Consider the following 18,206-nt stretch of genomic DNA (forward strand, 5'->3'; position numbering starts at 1 on the left):
TTTAGCGTCAGTGTGAGGTCGGGAAAACCCCAGATTTTAGGCCTTTGCGGCGGCAGGCTGCACGAGCACGGCAGCAGCGGTCTTGTGAGTGGCCGTATCGACCAGCACCAGCGAGCCCAATGCCCGCGATTGCGTGAAGGGCAGAACGGCCAGCGGCTGCTGCAGCGCAAGCACCACGTCGCCGATCGAATTGGCCTCCAGCTGCGTTGCCGGCTCGGATTCGAGCGTGGTGATGTTCACGCGATCGACGATGCGCGCCACCTTGGCTTTCACCCAGCGATGGCCCTGCAGCGCCCAATAAACACGGCCCGCAACCAGCGGCTCATCGTCGAGCCAGGCCACGGTGGCGGTGATTTCGCGTACCGGCTCGAAGGCCTCGGGCGCCAGCAGCCAGTCGCCGCGCGACACATCCACTTCACGGTCGAGCACGATGCCGGCGCTGTGGCCCGCATGCACCGCCTTCGGCTGGCGCGTGTGGCTCAACACCTGGGCGACGGTGGCGGTCTGGTTGCTGGGCAGCACGGTCACGCGCTGGCCGGGTTCCACATGGCCCGAGGCCACGCGGCCCCAGAACACGCGGCGGCCCTGCGAGGTGTCGGCCGAGGAAGAGAATTTTTCGACCCATTGCACCGGGAAGGCGAAGGGCACGGCCTCGTCCTGCACGGTCACCGGCAGCTCCTCGAGCAGTTCGAGCAGGCTGGGGCCTTCGTAGCCCACCCAGTCGGCATGGCGCGTGGCCACGTTCCAGCCCTTGAGGGCCGAGATCGGCACGATGGCGGCCACCTGCACGCCGGCCGCTTCGGCAAAGGCGTTCAGCGCGGTCGAAATGCGCTCGAAGGCCAGGGCGGCATCGTCGATGGCGTCGAGCTTGTTGACCGCGAACACGATCGACTGCACACGCAGCAAGTGGGTCAGCAGCGTGTGGCGGCGGGTTTGCGGCAGCAGCTCGCGCTTGACGACGGTGCCGTCTTCCACCTCGGCGGCCCACGCCAGCTTGGTGGCATCGACCAGCACCACGGCGGCATCGGCGGCCGAGGCGGCGGTGACCATGTTGCGGGTGTACTGCTCATGCCCCGGCGCGTCGCCGATGATGAACTTGCGCTTGGCGGTCGAGAAGTAGCGGTAGGCCACGTCGATCGTGATGCCCTGTTCGCGCTCGGCCGAGAGGCCATCGGTGAGCAGGGCAAGGTCGGTTTCGCCGCCGCGCTGCACGCCGGCCAGCTGGTCTTGCAGCACGGTCTTGCTGTCGACCAGCAGGCGGCCGATGAGCGTGCTCTTGCCGTCGTCGACCGAACCGCAGGTGATGAAGCGCAGGGCGGTGCCGGTGTCGCCGTGGATTTCGGCGGTAGCGGGGTTTGCAGTGGTCGTTGCGCTCATCAGAAGTAACCGTCTTTCTTTCGTTTTTCCATCGACGCTTCGGAGGTCATGTCGTCCATGCGCGTCGCGCCGCGCTCGCTGACTTCGACCGACAGCGTTTCGAGCACCACGTCGCCCGCATCGGCTGCGAGGCTCTCGACCGGGCAGGTGGTCGTGATGTCGCCCACGGTGCGAAAGCGCACGTCGCGCACTTGCACCGTTTCGCCGTCGCGCGGCGGGGTGAGTTCGGTCACCGGCACCAGCAGGCCGCGGCGCTCGACCACTTCGCGCTTGTGCGTGTAGTAGATCGACGGCAGACCGACGTGTTCGCGCTCGATGTATTGCCACACGTCGAGCTCGGTCCAGTTCGAAATCGGGAACACGCGGAAGTGCTCGCCCGGTGCCAGTCGGGTGTTGAACAGCGTCCACAGTTCGGGGCGCTGGTCCTTGGGTTGCCATTGGCCGAATGAATCGCGGTGCGAAAAGATGCGCTCCTTGGCGCGCGCCTTTTCCTCGTCGCGGCGGGCGCCGCCAATCAGCGCGTCGAAGCGGAATTCTTCAATGGCTTCGAGCAGCGTGACCGACTGGTGCGCGTTGCGCGACTCGCCCGGGTGCGCCAGGCGCACGGTGCCGCGCGCCATTGAGTCTTCGACGCTGCGCACGATGAGCTCGGCGCCCAGCTCTTTTGCGCGCTGGTCGCGGTAGGCTGTGACTTCGGGGAAGTTGTGGCCCGTGTCGATCATCAGCAGCGGGTACGGAATGCGGCCGACGCCGAAAGCCTTTTCGGCGCACTTCAGCAGCACCAGCGAATCCTTGCCGCCCGAGAACAGCAGGGTGGGGCGCTCGAAGGCGGCTGCGACTTCACGCAGGATGAAGATGGTTTCTTCCTCGAGCGCATCGAGGTGCGTGTTGGACAGGTGCGCAGGGGAATGCATCGAGGGCTGCAAGAGTTCGGCTTCGGTACGGGCGTTCATCGGATGGGGCTTTAGGTGAGGCGTTGGCTCTCAGTGCGAGAGATGCAATCCGCACTCGCGGTTGTCTTCGCCTTTGGTCGGGTCCACGTAGTCGAAGTTGTTGGGCAGGCCATGCGCTTCGCAGTACTCGTACAAGTCCTTGGACGACCAGTGCAGCAGCGGCGCAACCTTGATCAGGCCATCGGGGTTGACGCTGACCGGGTCCATCTGCGCGCGCACGGCCGTGTCGGTGGCGCGTAGCGCGGTAAACCACACCTGGGGCGCCGTTTCGCGCAGCGCGCGGGCAAAGGGCTCCAGCTTCACTTCTTCCGTGAAAGCGGCATGGCGCGGATCGTCGAGCGCGGGCGTCGGGCCCTCCACCGCTTCGCGATGCGCACGCGAGCGGCGCGGCAGGTAGATGTGCAGATCCAGGCCCAGCTGCTTGGTCACCTCGTCGGCAAAGCGGTAGGTCGCCTCGGTGTTGTAGCCGTTGTCCATCCAGACCACGGGAACATCACGCTTCGCGCGTGTGACCATGTGCAGGATCACGGCCTCGAAAGGACGGAAATTGGTGGTGACGATCGCGCTCTGGCCCAGGCCGATTGCCCAGTCCACCAGGCCCTCGGCGTTGCGGCCGAGCTCGGTGTTGATGCGTGCGAAGTCGATGTCCGTGGCAATGCTCATGTCGAAGGTTCCTGTGCGGACTCAGTTGCTGGCCGCAAAGTGCGGCGCCGGCTGCACCGCGTCGCCCTGGTAGAAGGCGGCAAAGCGGTCGAACTGGCGCTGCGCGTCGGAGGCGTCCACGCCTTCTTTCAGCACGGCGCTGGAGAAACCGGTGCGTTCCATCTGCACCAGCTGGTCGATCAGCACATCGCCGGTGGCGCGGATGTCGCCCTTGAAGCCCAGGCGGCGGCGCAGCAGAAAGGCCTGGCTGTAGGCACGGCCATCGGTGAACTTCGGAAAGTTCAGGTCGATGCGCTCGATGTCTTCCAGGCACACCTCGATGGCGAGCGGATCGGCATCGTTCGGCAGCTGCAAGACCTTCGGGTCGCCATCGTCGATGTGCTCTTCGGCGGCCAGGATGTTCAGTTTGCGGTTCATGCTGCTTCCTCCACCTTGAACCGTGCACCGTTGGCCGCGGCCTTGAACGGGTCGTGGCCGACGCGGCGCAGGGTGTCGATGAAGGTCTCGCCGCGTCCGTCGATGGTCAGGCGGGTGTCGCGGTAGGTGGTGAGCACCGCCTCGATCACGCCAGGCACTTCGGCCGCCGAGAACGAGGGGCCCACGGCCTTGCCGGCCTGCGGCGTGCCGCTGAGCGCGGACCCGTCAGAGCCGCCAAGAGTGACTTGGTACCACTCCTTGCCGTCCTTGTCGACGCCCAGGATGCCGATGTGGCCGCTGTGGTGATGGCCGCACGAATTGATGCAGCCGCTGATGTGCAGGTCAATCTCGCCCAGGTCGTCGAGTTCGTCGAGGTCCTGATAACGCTCGGTGATGGCTTCGGCGATGGGAATGGAGCGGGCGTTGGCCAGCGCGCAGAAGTCGCCGCCGGGGCAGGCGATCATGTCGGTGAGCAGGTGCACGTTGGCGCTGGCAAAGCCGGCCGCGCGGGCGGCGAGCCACAGCGCGTGCAGGTCTTCGGCATGCACCCAGGGCAGCACGATGTTCTGGTCGTGCGTGACGCGGGCTTCGCCGGCCGAGAAGCGGTCGGCCAGCACGGCGAGCGTGTCGAGCTGGTCGGCCGAGGCATCGCCGGGCGCCTGCTTCAGGCGCTTGAACGACAAGGTGACGGCGCGCAGCGCGGGGTTCTTGTGCGGGGCCACGTTGCGGGCCAGCCAGCGGGCGAACTGCACGTCGTCCGCGGCGTGGGCGCGCAGCTCGGCGTCGGTCTTCTCGGCGCTTTGCAGCACGCGGGTGGCGAGCGTCGGCGGCACGAAGGAGGCGGCCACGCGGTCGTACTCTTCCTGCGTGATGGTGTGCGGTGCGCCGTCGTGCTCGAGGATCTGCTTGTACTCGGCCTCCACGTCGTCGATGTAGCGCTGGCCTTCGGCCTTCACCAGAATCTTGATGCGCGCCTTGTAGATGTTGTCGCGGCGGCCGTAGCGGTTGTAGACACGAATCACCGCTTCGAGGTAATTCATGATCTGCTGCCAGGGCAGGAACTCGCGCAGCACGGTGCCGATGATGGGCGTGCGGCCCATGCCGCCGCCGACTTGCACGCGGAAGCCGATTTCACCTGCCTCATTCTTCACGACATGCAGGCCCACGTCGTGCCAGCCGGTGGCGGCGCGGTCTTCGGTGGCGCCGGTGATGGCAATCTTGAACTTGCGCGGCAGGAACGCGAACTCGGGGTGCAGCGTGCTCCACTGGCGCATGATTTCCGCGAACGGGCGCGGGTCGGCAATTTCGTCGACCGCGATGCCGGCACGCTCGTCGCTGGTGATGTTGCGAATGCAATTGCCGCTGGTCTGAATGCCGTGCATGTCGACCGAAGCCAGCAGGTCCATCACGTCGGCCGACTTGGCCAGCGGAATCCAGTTGTACTGGACATTCTGCCGCGTCGAGAAGTGGGCGTAGTGCGTGGGCAGCTTGTGGGTGCCGAGCAGGCCCTGGGTTTCCAGCGCCTTCTTGTAGACCTCGGCCTCGGGCTCGTCGTACTCGCGGGCAATGCGGGCCAGCACACGCAGCTGGCGGCTCGAAAGCTCGCCATAGGGCACGGCCACGCGCAGCATCGGCGCGTAGCGCTGCACGTACCAGCCGTTTTGCAGGCGCAGGGGGCGGAACTCGTCTTCGTGGAGACGGCCCTTTTGCCAGCGCTCGAGCTGGTCTCTGAATTGGGCTGCCCGTTGATGGACGAACTGGCGATCGAAGTCTGTGTATTGGTACATCGTGAGTCTTGAAGAAGTGCGGTGCCGCACGTCCAACGGGGCGCCCCAGCAAGAAGCCGAGATTCTGAAAGCACGCCTTATGGAAGCAAACTATTTTTTGGTTCGCGCCTTATGCGGATAAGCTTATTCTCCAATGCCCATGCGGGTTTGCGGGCGGTTGAATGCTTATTCTGGATAAGGCCGGGCACCGAAAACGGGGCTCCAGACCGTTGATTCTAGGAAGCCCGCGATACAGCGGTTACGCCGCAAGCCTAAACCGGCGCGGCAAGATGGTTTCCAATCGGCCCATGAATTCGAGACAAAGAATGGCCTGCGCGCCGCGCATCGGGCTTGTCGCCGTCCTGTCCCTGATTTACTCCGCAAGCGCGTTCGCTGCCGGCAGTGCCGCCCCCCGCGCGCTGTCCGAGGTGGTCGGCGAGGTGGTCGGCGAGGTGATCCGGCCGTTGATGGAGGAGCAGAAGATTCCCGGCATGGCCGTGGCGGTCACCGTGCACGGACAACGCCATGTCTTCAACTACGGCGTGGCGTCCAAGGAAAGCGGGCAACGCGTGGGTGACCGCACCCTCTTCGAGCTGGGCTCGGTCAGCAAGACCTTCACCGCAACGCTCGGCGCCTGGGCGCAGGCGCGCGGCACGCTGGTTTTTTCCGAGCCCGCCAGCAAATACTTTCCCGAGCTGGCCGGCAGCCAGTTCGACAGCGTTCGCGTGCTCGACCTCGCCACCTACACAGCCGGTGGCCTGCCGCTGCAGTTCCCCGACGGTGTGAACGATGCGCGGCAGATGACCGCGTATTACAGGAACTGGCGCCCCACGGCAGAACCCGGCGCGCAGCGCCTCTATTCGAACCCCAGCATCGGCCTGTTCGGCGAACTGGCCGCTCGCAGCATGCGCGAGCCCTTTGTCAGCCTCATGCAGAAGCGCTTGTTCCCGGCGCTCGGCCTCTCGCACACTTACATCGAGGTGCCGGCAAACGAGATGCCCAACTACGCGTGGGGCTATTCGAAGGCCGACAAGGCGGTGCGCGTCACGCCGGGCATGTTCGACGCGCAGGCCTATGGCGTGAAGAGCACCGCTGCGGACATGTTGCATTTCGTCGAGATGAACATGGAGTACCGCTCACGCCCGGCCGGTCCGTTGCACCGCGCGATCGCAGCCACGCACACGGGCTACTACAAGGTCGGCGACATGACGCAGGGGCTGGGCTGGGAAATGTATGCATGGCCGACGCCGCTGGACCGCTTGCTGGCCGGCAACTCGGAAGAGATTTCGCTCAAGCCCAATGAAGTGAAGCGCATCGAGCGGCCCGTGCAAATGCGTGATGAGCGCGATGAGCGGGATGAGCGCGACGACGTGCTCGTCAACAAGACCGGCTCGACGAACGGGTTCGGGGCCTACGTGGCCTATGTGCCATCGAAACGCATCGGCATCGTGATGCTTGCGAACCGCAACTACCCCAACGCCGAGCGAGTGAAAGCGGCGCACCGCGTGTTGAGTGCGATGGCTGCCATGCCCTGAAACGCAGGCAGCTTTCAGCGCAGCATCGACGACATCGCGGAGCAGCAGTTCAGCATTCGCACCGCCGCCTCCACCGTGGCGGCCGTAAAGCGCAGCGTGACGCCATCGACGCGCTCGAAGGTCGGCCATTGGCAGAACAGGTCGGCCATTGCGGGGGATTGCGTACGCAGCGTGACGGACTGTGTTCCAGTGAACACCAGGGGTTTGCAAGCTGCGCGCGCGGCCAGGCCTTCGGCGACACCCTTGCGAATTGCGGCACGCGCTTGTTCAGGGGACAGCGATACACCGCTCGTGAACCCCGTCGCGCGCTTGGTCTGCACGAACGCGGCATTCGGGAAGAGGGCGCGGTTCTCCTCGATGAACGCGTCGTCGCCGCTGCCCATGACCACGGGCACGCCGTATTCACCGGCCAACGCACCGTAGAGTCCGGCCTCGCCGTACTCCACGCCGTTCAGCGCGATGCCCGCGAACGCAAAGCTGTTGATCGTGTGCGCAAGGATGCCGCGGCCCTGCGCGCGCGAGTGATAGCCGATCATGCACAAGGCGTCGACGCCTTCATCCACACCCGCAACCATGCTGAGATACCGCGGCTTGCCCTGGATCACGCGCGCACGCGCATCGAGCAGGTCGGGCGGCATGTTGCGAAAGCCGCCGTGCGAATCGTTCACCCACACCTCGGTTGCACCTGCGTCGAACGCACCGGCCACGGCCGCGCTGGCCTCGTGCGCCATCAAGAGCCGGGCGCGTTCGAATTCGCCGTTGCCCGCGCGCGTCTGCTCGGGGTGGTAGACGCCGGCCACGCCTTCGATGTCGGTGGAGATCAGGACTTTCATCTTTTGTTTTTTTTCAGTTCAGAGGGCCGAAGGCGGCAGCAGGTCGTGCAGCGCGGGCCGGTGGTTGCCCTCGCGACCCGTGACCGGCGTGGCACGCCACAGCGCATGAAGAATGGCTTGCTCGGTGCTGTCGGCCGCCGCTTGAAAGAGACCATCGAGCAGCCCGTCGTGCACCATGGCCACCGCGGGCATGGGCCGCTCGACGCCATCGGGCACGGTGTAGGCGGTGGAGAAGGCCAGCACGATGTCCCCGCTGCCGTGGCCGAAGACCGAGCCTGTGCGTGCGAGGCCCGCGCCGGCACGCAAGGCCAGGCGTTTGAGCTGGCGCGCATCGAGCGGAGCATCGGTGGCGATCACGATGATGATCGAGCCTTTCTCCGCATCGTTCGCGATGTTCCCGGCGCCGCGCGTGCCCGGCAGTCTGCCGAGCCGCTCGCCGACCGAATGGCCGGCCAGCACGAGTTGAGGTTGCCGCCCGTAGTTGGCCAGCACCAGCGCCCCTACGGTGTGCACTCCAGAGTGCGCCGAAACGCACCGCGACGCGCTGCCGACGCCGCCTTTGAGTTGGAAGCTGGACATGCCGCGTCCCGCGCCGACAGATCCTTGCGCGAACTCTTCGCCGGCGTGGTCGTAGGCCCGGAGGTAATCGGCCTCGCTCACCGCCATTCGCTGGATGTCGTTGAGAAACCCGTCGTTGCACTCGAAGACCAGCGGATTGACCGTTGGCAGCGAACGGCCGCATTCGGGATTGGCTGCCACGCAATGGCGGATCTGCGCCGTGGCCACCGTGCCGACCGAGAAGGTGTTGGTCAGCGCAATCGGTGTTTCGAGCACGCCGAGCTCGGCGAGCTGCACCAGCCCCACGCTCTTGCCGAAGCCGTTCAGCACCACGGCCGCGGCCGGCACCTTGTCGCGGAACGGATCGCCGGCGTGCGGACGGATCACCGTCACGCCGGTCTGCACGGCGCCGTCGTCCAGCGTCTGGTGGCCGACCGTGACGCCTTCGACATCGGTGATGGCGTTGCGTGAGCCCTGGAGCAAATTGCCGATGTAGGGCACGGTGGTCGATGACATGAAGGAGGAAATTTACTCGCGGTCGATCTTCGGGTCGAGCGCGTCGCGCAGCGCATCGCCCAGCAGATTGAACGCCAGCACGGTGAAGAAGATGGCCAGGCTCGGGAACAGCGCCACGTGCGGCGAAGTCACCATGTCGGCGCGCGCTTCGCTGAGCATCGCGCCCCATTCGGGTGTTGGTGCCTGCGCGCCCATGCCGAGGAACGACAGGCTGGCCGCCGTGATGATGGACGTGCCCACGCGCATCGAGAAATACACCACGATCGACGAAATGGTGCCCGGCAGGATGTGCCGCACGATGATGGTCCAGTCCGACGCGCCGATGCTGCGCTCGGCCTCGATGTAGGTCTGCTGCTTGAGCACCAGCGTGTTGCCGCGCACCAGGCGCGCGAACGCGGGCACGCTGAACACCGACACCGCCACCACCACGTTGGTCATGCTGCTGCCGAGGATGGCGACCACGCCGAGCGCAAGCAGAATGCCCGGGAAGGCGAACAGCACGTCGGAGATGCGCATCACGATGCGGTCCCACCAACCTTCGTAGTAGCCCGCGAGCAGGCCGAAGGCCGTGCCGATGAAGCCGCCCACCAGCACCGACAGGAAGCCGGCCATCAGCGAAATGCGCGCACCCATCAGGATGCGGCTGAAGATGTCCCGGCCCAGCGGATCGACACCGAACCAGTGCGTGGCCGTCGGGCCGCTGTTCAGCATGTCGTAGTCGAAGAAGTTCTCCGCGTCGAAGGGCACGATCCACGGCGCGAACACCGCGATGAACACCAGCAGCAGCACGAAGACCGCGGCCACGATGCCCACGGGCTGCTTCTTGAAACGGCGCCAGCATTCGCCCCAGGGCGTGCGGACCTTGCCCGCGGTTTGAACCGCCACGATAGGCGGAGTGATCGTTTCGGCAGACACGCCGGAAGCTTGCGTCATGTCGGCTGCCTCACTTGTAGCGGATGGTCGGGTTGATGTAGCCGTACAGCACATCGACCACGAGGTTGATCAGGATGAATTCGAGCGAGAACAGCAGCACCAGCGTTTGAATGACCGGGTAGTCGCGCATCTGCACCGAGTCGACCAGCAGGCGGCCGAGGCCGGGCCAGTTGAACACCGCCTCGACCAGGATCGAGCCGCCCAGCAGAAAGCCGAACTGCAGGCCCATCATCGTGACGACGGGAATGAGCGCGTTGCGCAGCGTGTGCTTGAACACCACGCCGTATTCGGCCACGCCCTTGGCACGCGCGGTACGAACAAAATCCTCCTGGATCACCTCGACGAACGAGGCACGCGTGAAGCGCGCCATCACGGCGGCCACCGCCGCACCCAGCGTGATCGAGGGCAGGATGTAGTGCTTCCAGGTGGCGGCGCCGACGGTGGGCAGCCAGCCGAGCTGAACCGAAAAGATCTGCATCAGCAGCATGCCGAGTGCAAATGCAGGAAAGGAGATGCCCGACACCGCCAGCGTCATGCCGAGCCGGTCGGGCCATTGGTTGCGGAACACCGCGGAAACAATGCCGATGCCCATGCCGAAAATCACCGCCCACACCATGCTGGTGATGGTGAGCATCACCGTCGGGAAGAAGCGCTCGCCGATCTCCGTGGACACCGGCCGCCGCGTCCGGATCGATGTGCCGAAGTCGCCCTGCAGCATGTGGGTGAAGAAGCTCACGAACTGCTGCGGCAGCGGCTTGTCCAGGCCCAGCTCCGTGCGCACCATGGCCACGGTCTCCTCGTTGGCGTCCTGGCCGGCAGCAAGGCGCGCCGGATCGCCGGGCAGCATGTGGACGAACAGGAACACCAGCACCGCCACGATGAGCAGCGTGGGGATCAGGCCCAACAGTCGTTTGAGAAAGTAATTCAGCATGGCATACAGACAGTCAGCCCTCGTCGGGGGACACCGCGGAACCGGCTTTGCCGGGCCGCTGGTGTCGCCCCCTTGAGGGGGAGGCGGCTACACGAAGTGAGCCGCTTCGGGGGTGGTCTTAGTCCTTTACAGCGATAGCGTCGATGTTGATGTTGCCGTCAGGCATCACGAACACGCCCGACAGGCGCTTGGAGTGCGCCGAGAGGTTCTGCTCGGTCACCAGCGGCACGCGCGGCAGGTCCTTGCGGATTTCTTCCTGCGCGGTCTTGTAGAGCGCGGCCTTTTCCTTGTCGTCCACGGTAATCAGGGCCTTGGCCAACGCGTTGTCCACTACCTCGCTCTTGTAGAACGACATGTTGTTCAGCTTCGGCGACCAGGCTTCAGAGGCGAAAAGCGGGCGCAGGCCCCAGTCGGCCTCGCCGGTCGACGAAGACCAGCCGGTGTAGTACATGCGCACCTTGGCCGTCTTGGCGTCGGGCCATGCATCGACCATCTCGGTGCGCTGGCCCACTTCGAGCGCCTGCACCTGCAGCTTGATGCCCACTTGCGCGAGCTGCTGCTGCACGAACTGGATGGTCTTCTGGCTGGTCGTGTTGTTGTAGGCGCTCCACAGCACCGACTCGAAGCCGTTCGGGTAGCCGGCTTCGGCCAGCAGTTCCTTGGCCTTCTTCACGTCGTAGGGAATGGGCGCCATCTTCTCGGCAAACTTCACGCCCTGCGGCAAAACGCCCTGCGCGGGGAAGGCATAGCCGCCGAACGCGACCTTGGCCAGCGCTTCCTTGTTGATGGCATAGCCGATGGCTTCGCGCACCTTCGGGTTGTCGTACGGCTTCTGCAGCATGTTGAAGGCCAGGAAGCGCGTGATGATCGAAGGAATGGCCACCACTTCCAGCTTGTCGCTCTTCTTCAGCAGCTCGGCTTGCTCGTAGGGAATCGGGAACGCGAAATCGGCTTCACCGGTCTGCAGCATTGCGGCGCGGGTGTTGTTCTCGAGCACCGGCTTCCACTGCACCGTGTCGACCTTGGGGTAGCCCTTCTTCCAGTAGCCGTCGAACTTCTTGGCCTTGACCGCTTCGGTCTGCTTCCATTCGACGAACTCGAAGGGGCCGGTGCCCACGGGGTGGAAGGCGATGTCCTTGTTGCCCCACTTCTTCAGCGCCGTGGGCGAGATCATTGCGGCCGATGCATGGGCCAGCGAGTTGATGAAGGGGCCGAAGGGCTCCTTCAGCGTGATGCGCACGGTGTTGGGGTTGAGCGCCTCGACCTTGCTCACGCGGTTGAACTGGTTGTAGCGCAGCAGCTTGTTTTCCTGGTTCAGCACACGGTCGAGCGTGAACTTCACCGCCTCGGCGTTGAAGTCGGTGCCGTCGTGGAACTTGACACCCTGGCGCAGCTTGAGGGTGTAGACCAGGCCGTCCTTCGACACTTCGTAGCCTTCGGCCAGCACGTTCTGGACCTTCAGGTCCTTGTCGAACTGGAACAGGCCTTCATAGAAGGTCTTGGTCACGGCCGTGGTGATGGTCGTGTTGGTGTTGTACGGGTCGAGCGTTTCGGGCTGGTAGCCGATCGACAGCACCGCGTCTTTCGCGGCCATTGCCGTGCCGGTCATCGCCAGTGCGGCCAGGCCCAGCAGTGCCGATGCCCATCGCAGGGAGGAAGAAGATTGCTTCATGGAAAAGAAACTCCAGTCGGTTCGAGAAAAAAGCAGGAGGGCCTGCGGGTTGAAAAATCAGTTGGCGCCGTCGATGGCGTAAAAAATCAGAAGGCCCCGCCGATGGCGTGCCGTGCCACGAAGTGGCCGGGCGCAACCTGCACCAGCGGCGGCACGTCGGGCTCGTCGCCCACCGCGCGGATCGGGCTCGGGATCTCGCCTTCGAGCAGCGCGCGCGGCTTGTGGCGGCGCGACGGGTCGGCCACCGGCACTGCGGCCATCAGCTTGCGGGTGTAGGCGTGCTGCGGTGCTTCGAACACGGCGCGGCGCGGGCCGATTTCGACGATCTGCCCGAGGTACATCACGGCCACGCGGTGGCTGATGCGCTCGACCACGGCCATGTCGTGCGAGATGAAGAGAAACGCGACGCCCAGCTCGCGCTGCAGGTCGAGCATGAGGTTGACGATCTGCGCCTGAATGGAAACGTCGAGCGCCGACACCGATTCGTCCGCCACCACCACCTTGGGATTGAGCGCGAGTGCGCGCGCAATCGCGATGCGCTGGCGCTGTCCGCCCGAGAACTCGTGCGGATAGCGCTGCGCAACCTCGGGCGGCAGGCCGACCTTCTTCAGCAGCCAGTCGACGCGCTGTTGCGCCTCGGCGCCCTTGGCGATGCCGTGAATCAAGAGCGGCTCCATGATCGAGAAACCGACCGTCACGCGCGGATCGAGCGAGGCGAACGGGTCCTGGAAGATGAACTGGATATTGCGGCGCAGCGCCTGCAGTTCGCGCGTCGGCAGCTCACGGATGTTCTGGCCGCCGAACTCGATGGCACCGCTCTGGCTTTCGACCAAGCGCAGCAGCGAACGGCCGGTGGTCGACTTGCCGCAGCCCGATTCGCCCACCAGCGCCAGCGTTTCGCCGGGGTAGAGGTCGAAGCTGATCTTCTCGACCGCATGCACGCGGCGCTTCACGCGGCCGAAGAAGCCGCTGCGCACGTCGAAGCGCGTCACGAGGTCGCGCACGCGCAGGATCGGGCCGGCTTCTTCGCGCACCGTGGTTTGCGGCGTGGCGTCGCTGACCGGCACGGCGTCGGGGCTGCCTTCGGTGCGCAGCAGTTCGAACTTGGCGGGCAGGTCGGTGCCTTGCATGGCGCCGAGCTTGGGCACGGCCGACAGCAGCGCCTTCGTGTACGGATGCTGGGGGGAGGCGAAGACCGTGTCGGAACTGCCTGCCTCCACTTTGTCGCCGCGGTACATCACGAGCACGCGGTCGGCAATTTCGGCCACCACGCCCATGTCGTGCGTGATGAAGAGCACGCCCATGTGCATCTCCTTCTGCAGCTCGCGAATGAGCTGGAGGATCTGCGCCTGGATCGTCACGTCGAGCGCGGTGGTGGGCTCGTCGGCAATCAGCAGCTGCGGCTTGCACGAGAGCGCCATCGCGATCATCACGCGCTGGCGCATGCCACCCGACAGCTGGTGCGGAAAGCGGTCGAGCACGTTGCGCGCTTCGGGAATGCGCACCAGCTCCAGCATGCGCAAGGCCTCGGCGCGCGCGGCCGCGTTGCTCTTGCCCTGGTGGATGCGGATGGCCTCGGCAATCTGCTCGCCGGCGGTGAACACCGGGTTCAGCGAGGTCATCGGTTCCTGGAAGATCATCGCGATGTCCGCGCCGCGGATGTTGCGCATCTCGGCGTCGCGCGCCTGCGCCAGATCGAGCACCTCGCCGTTGCGGCGGCGGAACGCCATGCGCCCGCCGAGGATGCGGCCGCCGCCGTGCTCCACCAGCCGCATCAGCGCGAGCGAGGTCACCGACTTGCCCGAGCCCGATTCGCCCACCACCGCAAGCGTTTCGCCGTGGTCGACGTGGAAGGAGAGGTTCTTGACGGCATCGACCGTGCGCTCGGAGGTCGAGAAGCGCACGGTGAGATCGTCGACGGCGAGAACGCGGCCGTCCGGCAGGGCGAGGGCAGGGGTAGACATGGGAGTGCGAGGGAAAGAGGGCGCGGGCGTGTCAGGCGAAGATGGCGGTCACGGGGGCTTCGTCGCCGCGTGCATGGCCGCGGTACATGCCTTCGGTGTTGAAGGCGAGGCTCAGGTTGCCGTGGAGGTCGACGGCGATCAGCCCGCCGGTGCCGCCGATGGCGGGCAGCGATTGATGCACCACGGCATGCGCGGCGGCTTCGAGCGTCGCGCCGCCGTAGGCCATGCGCGCGCAGATGTCGTAGGCAGCCGCAACGCGGATGAACATTTCGCCGCTGCCGGTACACGAGACGGCAGCGGTGCGGTCGTCGGCATAGGTGCCGGCGCCGATCAGCGGCGAATCGCCGATGCGGCCGACGCGCTTGTTGGTCATGCCGCCCGTCGACGTGGCGGCGGCCAGGTGGCCGTTCATGTCGAGCGCCACGGCACCCACGGTGCCGAACTTCTTGTCTTCGTCGAGCGGCGGCGTCATGGCCGCGCCTTCGTGATCGGTCACCACGCGGCCGGTATCGCGCACGCGGTAGAGCTGCTGGCGGCGCGCTTCGGTCGAGAAGAAAAAGGGTTCGACCATTTCGAGCCCGTGATCACGCGCGAAGGCTTCGGCGCCCGCGCCGGCGAGGAGCACATGCGCGCCGTCTTCGAGCACGGCGCGCGCGGCGCGCACCGGGCGGCGCACGTGGCACACGCCTGCAATGGCACCGGCGGCGAGCGTTGCGCCGTCCATCACGGCGGCGTCGAGCTCGTGGGTTTCCTCGTGCGTGAAAACCGCGCCGTGGCCGGCGTTGAAGAGCGGGCACTCTTCGAGCATTTCGACGGCCAGGCAGGTGGCGTCGAGCGCGGATGCGCCCTTGAGAAGCGCCGATTGCGCGGCGCGCACGATGTTCTGCAGCGCGTCGTGATAGGCCTGCGCCTGCGCCGTACTGGTCGTGGCGGCGCTGATGGTTCCGGCACCGCCATGAATGGCGATGACGGGGATGCTGTTGTTCTTCATCGGGAAGCTTTCTTCTTTTTCTTGTGGGTGCCGGCCGGGGCGGCGCTGGCGAGTTGCGCGGAGGAAAAGTCCGCCCGCGGCAGGCCTTGCGCGCCGTGCAGCCAGGGCCGCACGGCCTGCAGGATGCGGCTCGCGGACTGCACCGCGCGGGGCGCGCGCAGCGCAACCGCGCTGGTCAGCGCCTCGATCAATGCCAGCACGCTGGTTTCGCAGTTCGGCCGGTAGCTGGTTTCGGTCTGGCAATAAAGCGCCACGTCGGCCAGCGGCGCCAGCGGCGAGCTCGGGCGATCGGTCAACGCCAGCACGGCGCAGCCCTGGCCCTTTGCGATCTGCGCCAGCGCCACCGTGTCCGTGAGGTAGCGCGGAAAGGTCAGCCCGATGAACAGGTCCTGCGGACCCGCATGCGTGAGCGTGCGCGCCGCATGCGTGACGCCGCTGACGCTGGAGAGCATGCGCACGTCGTTGCAGCTGCCGTCGAGCCCGTGCTGCAGCAGGCCCGCAAGCCATGCGCTGGCACCGAAGCCGCCGATGAAGATCGAACGCGCCTTCAGGATGCGCTGCACCGCGGCCTCGCAGGCGGCGTAGTCCAGCGACTGGCGCGTGGCTTCGATGTTGCGGCGGCTCTCGTCGAGCGCGGTGGCAAACACTTCGGCCACCGTGGTCGGATGTTCGAGATTGCCGCGCAGGCGTTCCACCGGCGCCACCAGCGATTCGAAGCCGCGCACGAGCTCGGCGCGGAAGGTGGCGTAGCCGTCGAAACCCAATGCCCGGGCAAAGCGGTTGGCGGTGGCAACCGACACCCCCACCACCGCGGCGAGCTCGTCGATCGGCAGCGTGGCGACCTGCAGCGGATGCTCCAGCACGTAGTCGGCCACCTGGCGGTGCGAGCGCGTCAGCCGCGGCAGCGCCTGCGCAATGCGCTGGGCCACGGTGGTGCCAGTGGTGTCGACGTTGGTGCTCATTCGTGGGGCCGTGCACTCCAAAGGGGGTGCTTTATGTAAATCAGTTTTCAAATATAAGACAAAAAAGAAAATTTTCTGTCATTTTTGATCGAATGAGCAAATTTCGGGCCCGCGAGGGGCCGATGTGAGAGAGGCGCGGAGATTGCCGGCCTGAGACTAGGCGGAGCTTTTTTCCATGAACACGCTGAACGGGTCGTCCGGGTAACTCCCGAACGGCCCTCGCTTCACGTAGCCCGCGCTGGCGTAGAAAGCCAGCGCTTCCGGCTGGCTGATGCCGGTCTCCAGCGCGAATCGCGTGCATCCCTTGCCGAGCGCCTCGGTTTCGAGAAAGGCCAGCACCCTTGCGGCAACGCCTTGTCCGCGGTTTTCCGGCCGCACGAACATCCGCTTGAGCTCGCCGTATGCGGGCTCCAGCACCATGGCGCCGCAGCCCACGGCCGCTCCGTGCTCGTCGCGCGCAACCGCAAACAGCACATGCGCCGCCGAGAGCGCGGCAATGTCGATGCCGTAGTGGCACTCGGGCGGATAAAGCGGCTTCTGGTAGGCGTCGAGCGCCTCTATGAGCCGGACGACCTCGGGCTGGTCGGGGTGTTCGAGAGCAATGTTCATGCGGAGGCTTCTTTGGATCCGGCGAATCTTATTGAATCCCGGATGGGCGTCGACCTCCCATCGGCGTTCGCCGGTGCTACCGCGGGCGCGCCACAGGGGCAGCGCTGTCGACGGCTGGCCTGCCGTCGAGCGCCAGGGTGGCGTTGAGCACCGCGAGGGCGTCGGCTGTCAGCGTGCCGTTCGCCTGGCGCAGGCGCAGGTCGCCCAGCAGTACGTTGTAGCGCGCCAGCGCCAGATCGCGCTTGGTCTGGTACAGCTGGCTTTGCGAATTGAGCACGTCGATGTTGATGCGCACCCCCACCCGGTAGCCCATGCGGTTCGCGTCCAGCGCCACCTGGCTCGACGCTTCCGCGGCCTCGAGCGCCTTCACCTGGCTGGCGCCCGACACCAGCCCGAGATAGGCGGCACGGGTGGAGACCGAGACGCTGCGGCGCGTGTTCTCGAGCGAGGCGCGCGACTGGTCTTCGAGCGCCAGGGTTTCTCTTACGCGGTTCTCGGTCGCGAAACCGGCGAACAGCGGCATGTTCAAGACCACGCCGATGCTGGCCCCGGCCACCCGCACCTTGTCGGCCGAGGCGGTGGGGGAGTTGCCTTGCGGGTTGGTGCTGACGTTGTAGCCCAGCTGGGCATCGATCGTGGGCTTGTGCCCGGCCTCGGCCTTGCGGATCTCGAGCGTTGCAACCTCCACCGCAAGGGCCGCCTGAACGATGGCCGGATGCGCGGCCTCGGCCTGCGCGAGCCAGGCATGCACATCGCCCGGTGTCAGCACGGGCAGCACAACCGGGGCGGCAAGCGGCGTCGGCACGCTGCCGAGCTGCCCGACGAGCTGGTCGAGGACGAGCTTCTTGACCTGCAGGTCGTTCTCGGCGGCAATCTCCTGCGCAATGACGAGGTCGTAGCGGGCCTGGGCTTCGCGCGCGTCGGTAATGGTCGAGGTGCCGACTTCGAAATTGCGCTTGGCGAAGGCGAACTGTTCCGCGACGCCGATCTTCTGCGCCCGCACCAGCGCCAGGCTGTCCTGGCTCGCGAGCACGTCGAAGTACGCCTGGCTCACGCGCACGATGAGGTCCTGCTCGGCCAGGGTCAGCTGCGCCCGGGCCATCTCCTCCTGGCGCTTGCCTTGCTCGTAGGTCGCCCAGTTGGCAGGTCGATACAGGGGCTGGATCAGGTTGACGCCCACGTTCCGCGCACTGACGCCACGCGTGAACGTGGCGTTGCCGGCGGACACGTCCTGCTCGGTGAAAGAGGCCCCCGCCGTGAGGTTGATGACCGGCAGCACACCCGCGCGCGCCTGGGCCGCCCGCGCCACGCTGGCGTCGTACTGGGCGCGTGCGCCCTGGAAGACGGCGTCGTAGCTGCGCGCCGACTGGTAAAGCGCGGCCAGGCTCTGTGCGGATGCCGGCGCCGCGGCCAGCGCCAACAGCAGGGCCAGCGGCTTGCTTGCCGATGCAGCGCAACGCGAGGCTTTCATTTTTGTCTCCTCCGGACATTGATCTTCTGCGGACCGGCGTCACCCGCTGAAGACT

General features: G+C 66.0%; 16 protein-coding genes. 1 reads left to right on the forward strand and 15 read right to left on the reverse strand.

Translation table 11 applies throughout. The annotated features are described in order from the left end of the window. Positions 1-36: 36 nt before the first annotated feature. The 5 genes from ABIC94_RS08235 to ABIC94_RS08255 are packed head-to-tail and all read right to left on the reverse strand — an operon-like array spanning position 37 to position 5,197. Positions 37-1,377, reverse strand: coding sequence for a sulfate adenylyltransferase subunit 1 (locus ABIC94_RS08235; RefSeq protein ID WP_354372531.1), 1,341 nt, complete (start codon positions 1,375-1,377; stop codon positions 37-39). Continuing rightward, positions 1,377-2,330: a sulfate adenylyltransferase subunit CysD gene (gene cysD, locus ABIC94_RS08240; protein ID WP_354372532.1), complete on the reverse strand. Its 954-nt coding sequence runs from the start codon at positions 2,328-2,330 to the stop codon at positions 1,377-1,379. Before cysD ends, ABIC94_RS08235 begins: the two co-directional genes overlap by 1 nt. 30 nt (positions 2,331-2,360) lie before the next feature. Next, positions 2,361-2,993: a phosphoadenosine phosphosulfate reductase domain-containing protein gene (locus ABIC94_RS08245; protein ID WP_354372533.1), complete on the reverse strand. Its 633-nt coding sequence runs from the start codon at positions 2,991-2,993 to the stop codon at positions 2,361-2,363. Positions 2,994-3,014: 21 nt separating this feature from the next. Beyond that, positions 3,015-3,410, reverse strand: a complete 396-nt coding sequence (locus ABIC94_RS08250; protein ID WP_126746440.1) for a DUF934 domain-containing protein — start codon at positions 3,408-3,410, stop codon at positions 3,015-3,017. Continuing rightward, positions 3,407-5,197: a nitrite/sulfite reductase gene (locus ABIC94_RS08255; protein ID WP_354372534.1), complete on the reverse strand. Its 1,791-nt coding sequence runs from the start codon at positions 5,195-5,197 to the stop codon at positions 3,407-3,409. Before ABIC94_RS08255 ends, ABIC94_RS08250 begins: the two co-directional genes overlap by 4 nt. Positions 5,198-5,502: 305 nt before the next feature. Between ABIC94_RS08255 and ampC the strand changes: the two genes are divergently transcribed. Continuing rightward, positions 5,503-6,711 (forward strand): class C beta-lactamase, encoded by a 1,209-nt coding sequence (gene ampC, locus ABIC94_RS08260; protein WP_436317969.1) that lies wholly within the window; start codon positions 5,503-5,505, stop codon positions 6,709-6,711. 14 nt (positions 6,712-6,725) lie between these two features. On the opposite strand, the gene ABIC94_RS08265 is transcribed toward ampC, so the two are convergent. From ABIC94_RS08265 to ABIC94_RS08310, 10 genes are all read right to left on the reverse strand, one after another. Further along, the gene (locus ABIC94_RS08265) at positions 6,726-7,544 is read right to left on the reverse strand and encodes a M55 family metallopeptidase (protein WP_354372536.1); all 819 of its coding nucleotides are present in this window, start codon (positions 7,542-7,544) and stop codon (positions 6,726-6,728) included. 18 nt (positions 7,545-7,562) lie between these two features. After that, positions 7,563-8,618 carry a P1 family peptidase gene (locus ABIC94_RS08270; RefSeq protein ID WP_354372537.1) on the reverse strand — a complete coding sequence of 352 codons (1,056 nt, stop codon included), beginning with the start codon at positions 8,616-8,618 and terminating at the stop codon, positions 7,563-7,565. A 12-nt stretch (positions 8,619-8,630) separates the two neighbouring features. After that, positions 8,631-9,551: a glutathione ABC transporter permease GsiD gene (gene gsiD / locus ABIC94_RS08275; RefSeq protein ID WP_354372538.1), complete on the reverse strand. Its 921-nt coding sequence runs from the start codon at positions 9,549-9,551 to the stop codon at positions 8,631-8,633. A gap of 10 nt (positions 9,552-9,561) precedes the next feature. Beyond that, positions 9,562-10,482, reverse strand: coding sequence for a glutathione ABC transporter permease GsiC (gene gsiC / locus ABIC94_RS08280; protein WP_354372539.1), 921 nt, complete (start codon positions 10,480-10,482; stop codon positions 9,562-9,564). A gap of 118 nt (positions 10,483-10,600) precedes the next feature. Next, entirely contained in the window at positions 10,601-12,154 is a 1,554-nt protein-coding gene (gene gsiB / locus ABIC94_RS08285) for a glutathione ABC transporter substrate-binding protein GsiB (RefSeq protein ID WP_354372540.1), read from the reverse strand. Between the two features lie 86 nt (positions 12,155-12,240). Then, on the reverse strand, positions 12,241-14,118 hold the full coding sequence (locus ABIC94_RS08290; protein WP_354372541.1) for a dipeptide ABC transporter ATP-binding protein: 1,878 nt from the start codon (positions 14,116-14,118) through the stop codon (positions 12,241-12,243). Between the two features lie 31 nt (positions 14,119-14,149). Next, positions 14,150-15,109, reverse strand: a complete 960-nt coding sequence (locus tag ABIC94_RS08295; RefSeq protein WP_354372542.1) for an isoaspartyl peptidase/L-asparaginase family protein — start codon at positions 15,107-15,109, stop codon at positions 14,150-14,152. Continuing rightward, positions 15,106-16,071, reverse strand: a complete 966-nt coding sequence (locus ABIC94_RS08300; protein WP_354372543.1) for a MurR/RpiR family transcriptional regulator — start codon at positions 16,069-16,071, stop codon at positions 15,106-15,108. Before ABIC94_RS08300 ends, ABIC94_RS08295 begins: the two co-directional genes overlap by 4 nt. A 156-nt stretch (positions 16,072-16,227) precedes the next feature. After that, positions 16,228-16,680 (reverse strand): GNAT family N-acetyltransferase, encoded by a 453-nt coding sequence (locus ABIC94_RS08305; protein ID WP_354372544.1) that lies wholly within the window; start codon positions 16,678-16,680, stop codon positions 16,228-16,230. Positions 16,681-16,756: 76 nt separating this feature from the next. Next, positions 16,757-18,151 (reverse strand): TolC family outer membrane protein, encoded by a 1,395-nt coding sequence (locus ABIC94_RS08310; protein ID WP_354372545.1) that lies wholly within the window; start codon positions 18,149-18,151, stop codon positions 16,757-16,759. Between the last annotated feature and the right edge of the window lie 55 nt (positions 18,152-18,206).

The sequence above is a fragment of the Variovorax paradoxus genome (assembly GCF_040544635.1).
Lineage (GTDB): Bacteria > Pseudomonadota > Gammaproteobacteria > Burkholderiales > Burkholderiaceae_C > Variovorax > Variovorax paradoxus_R.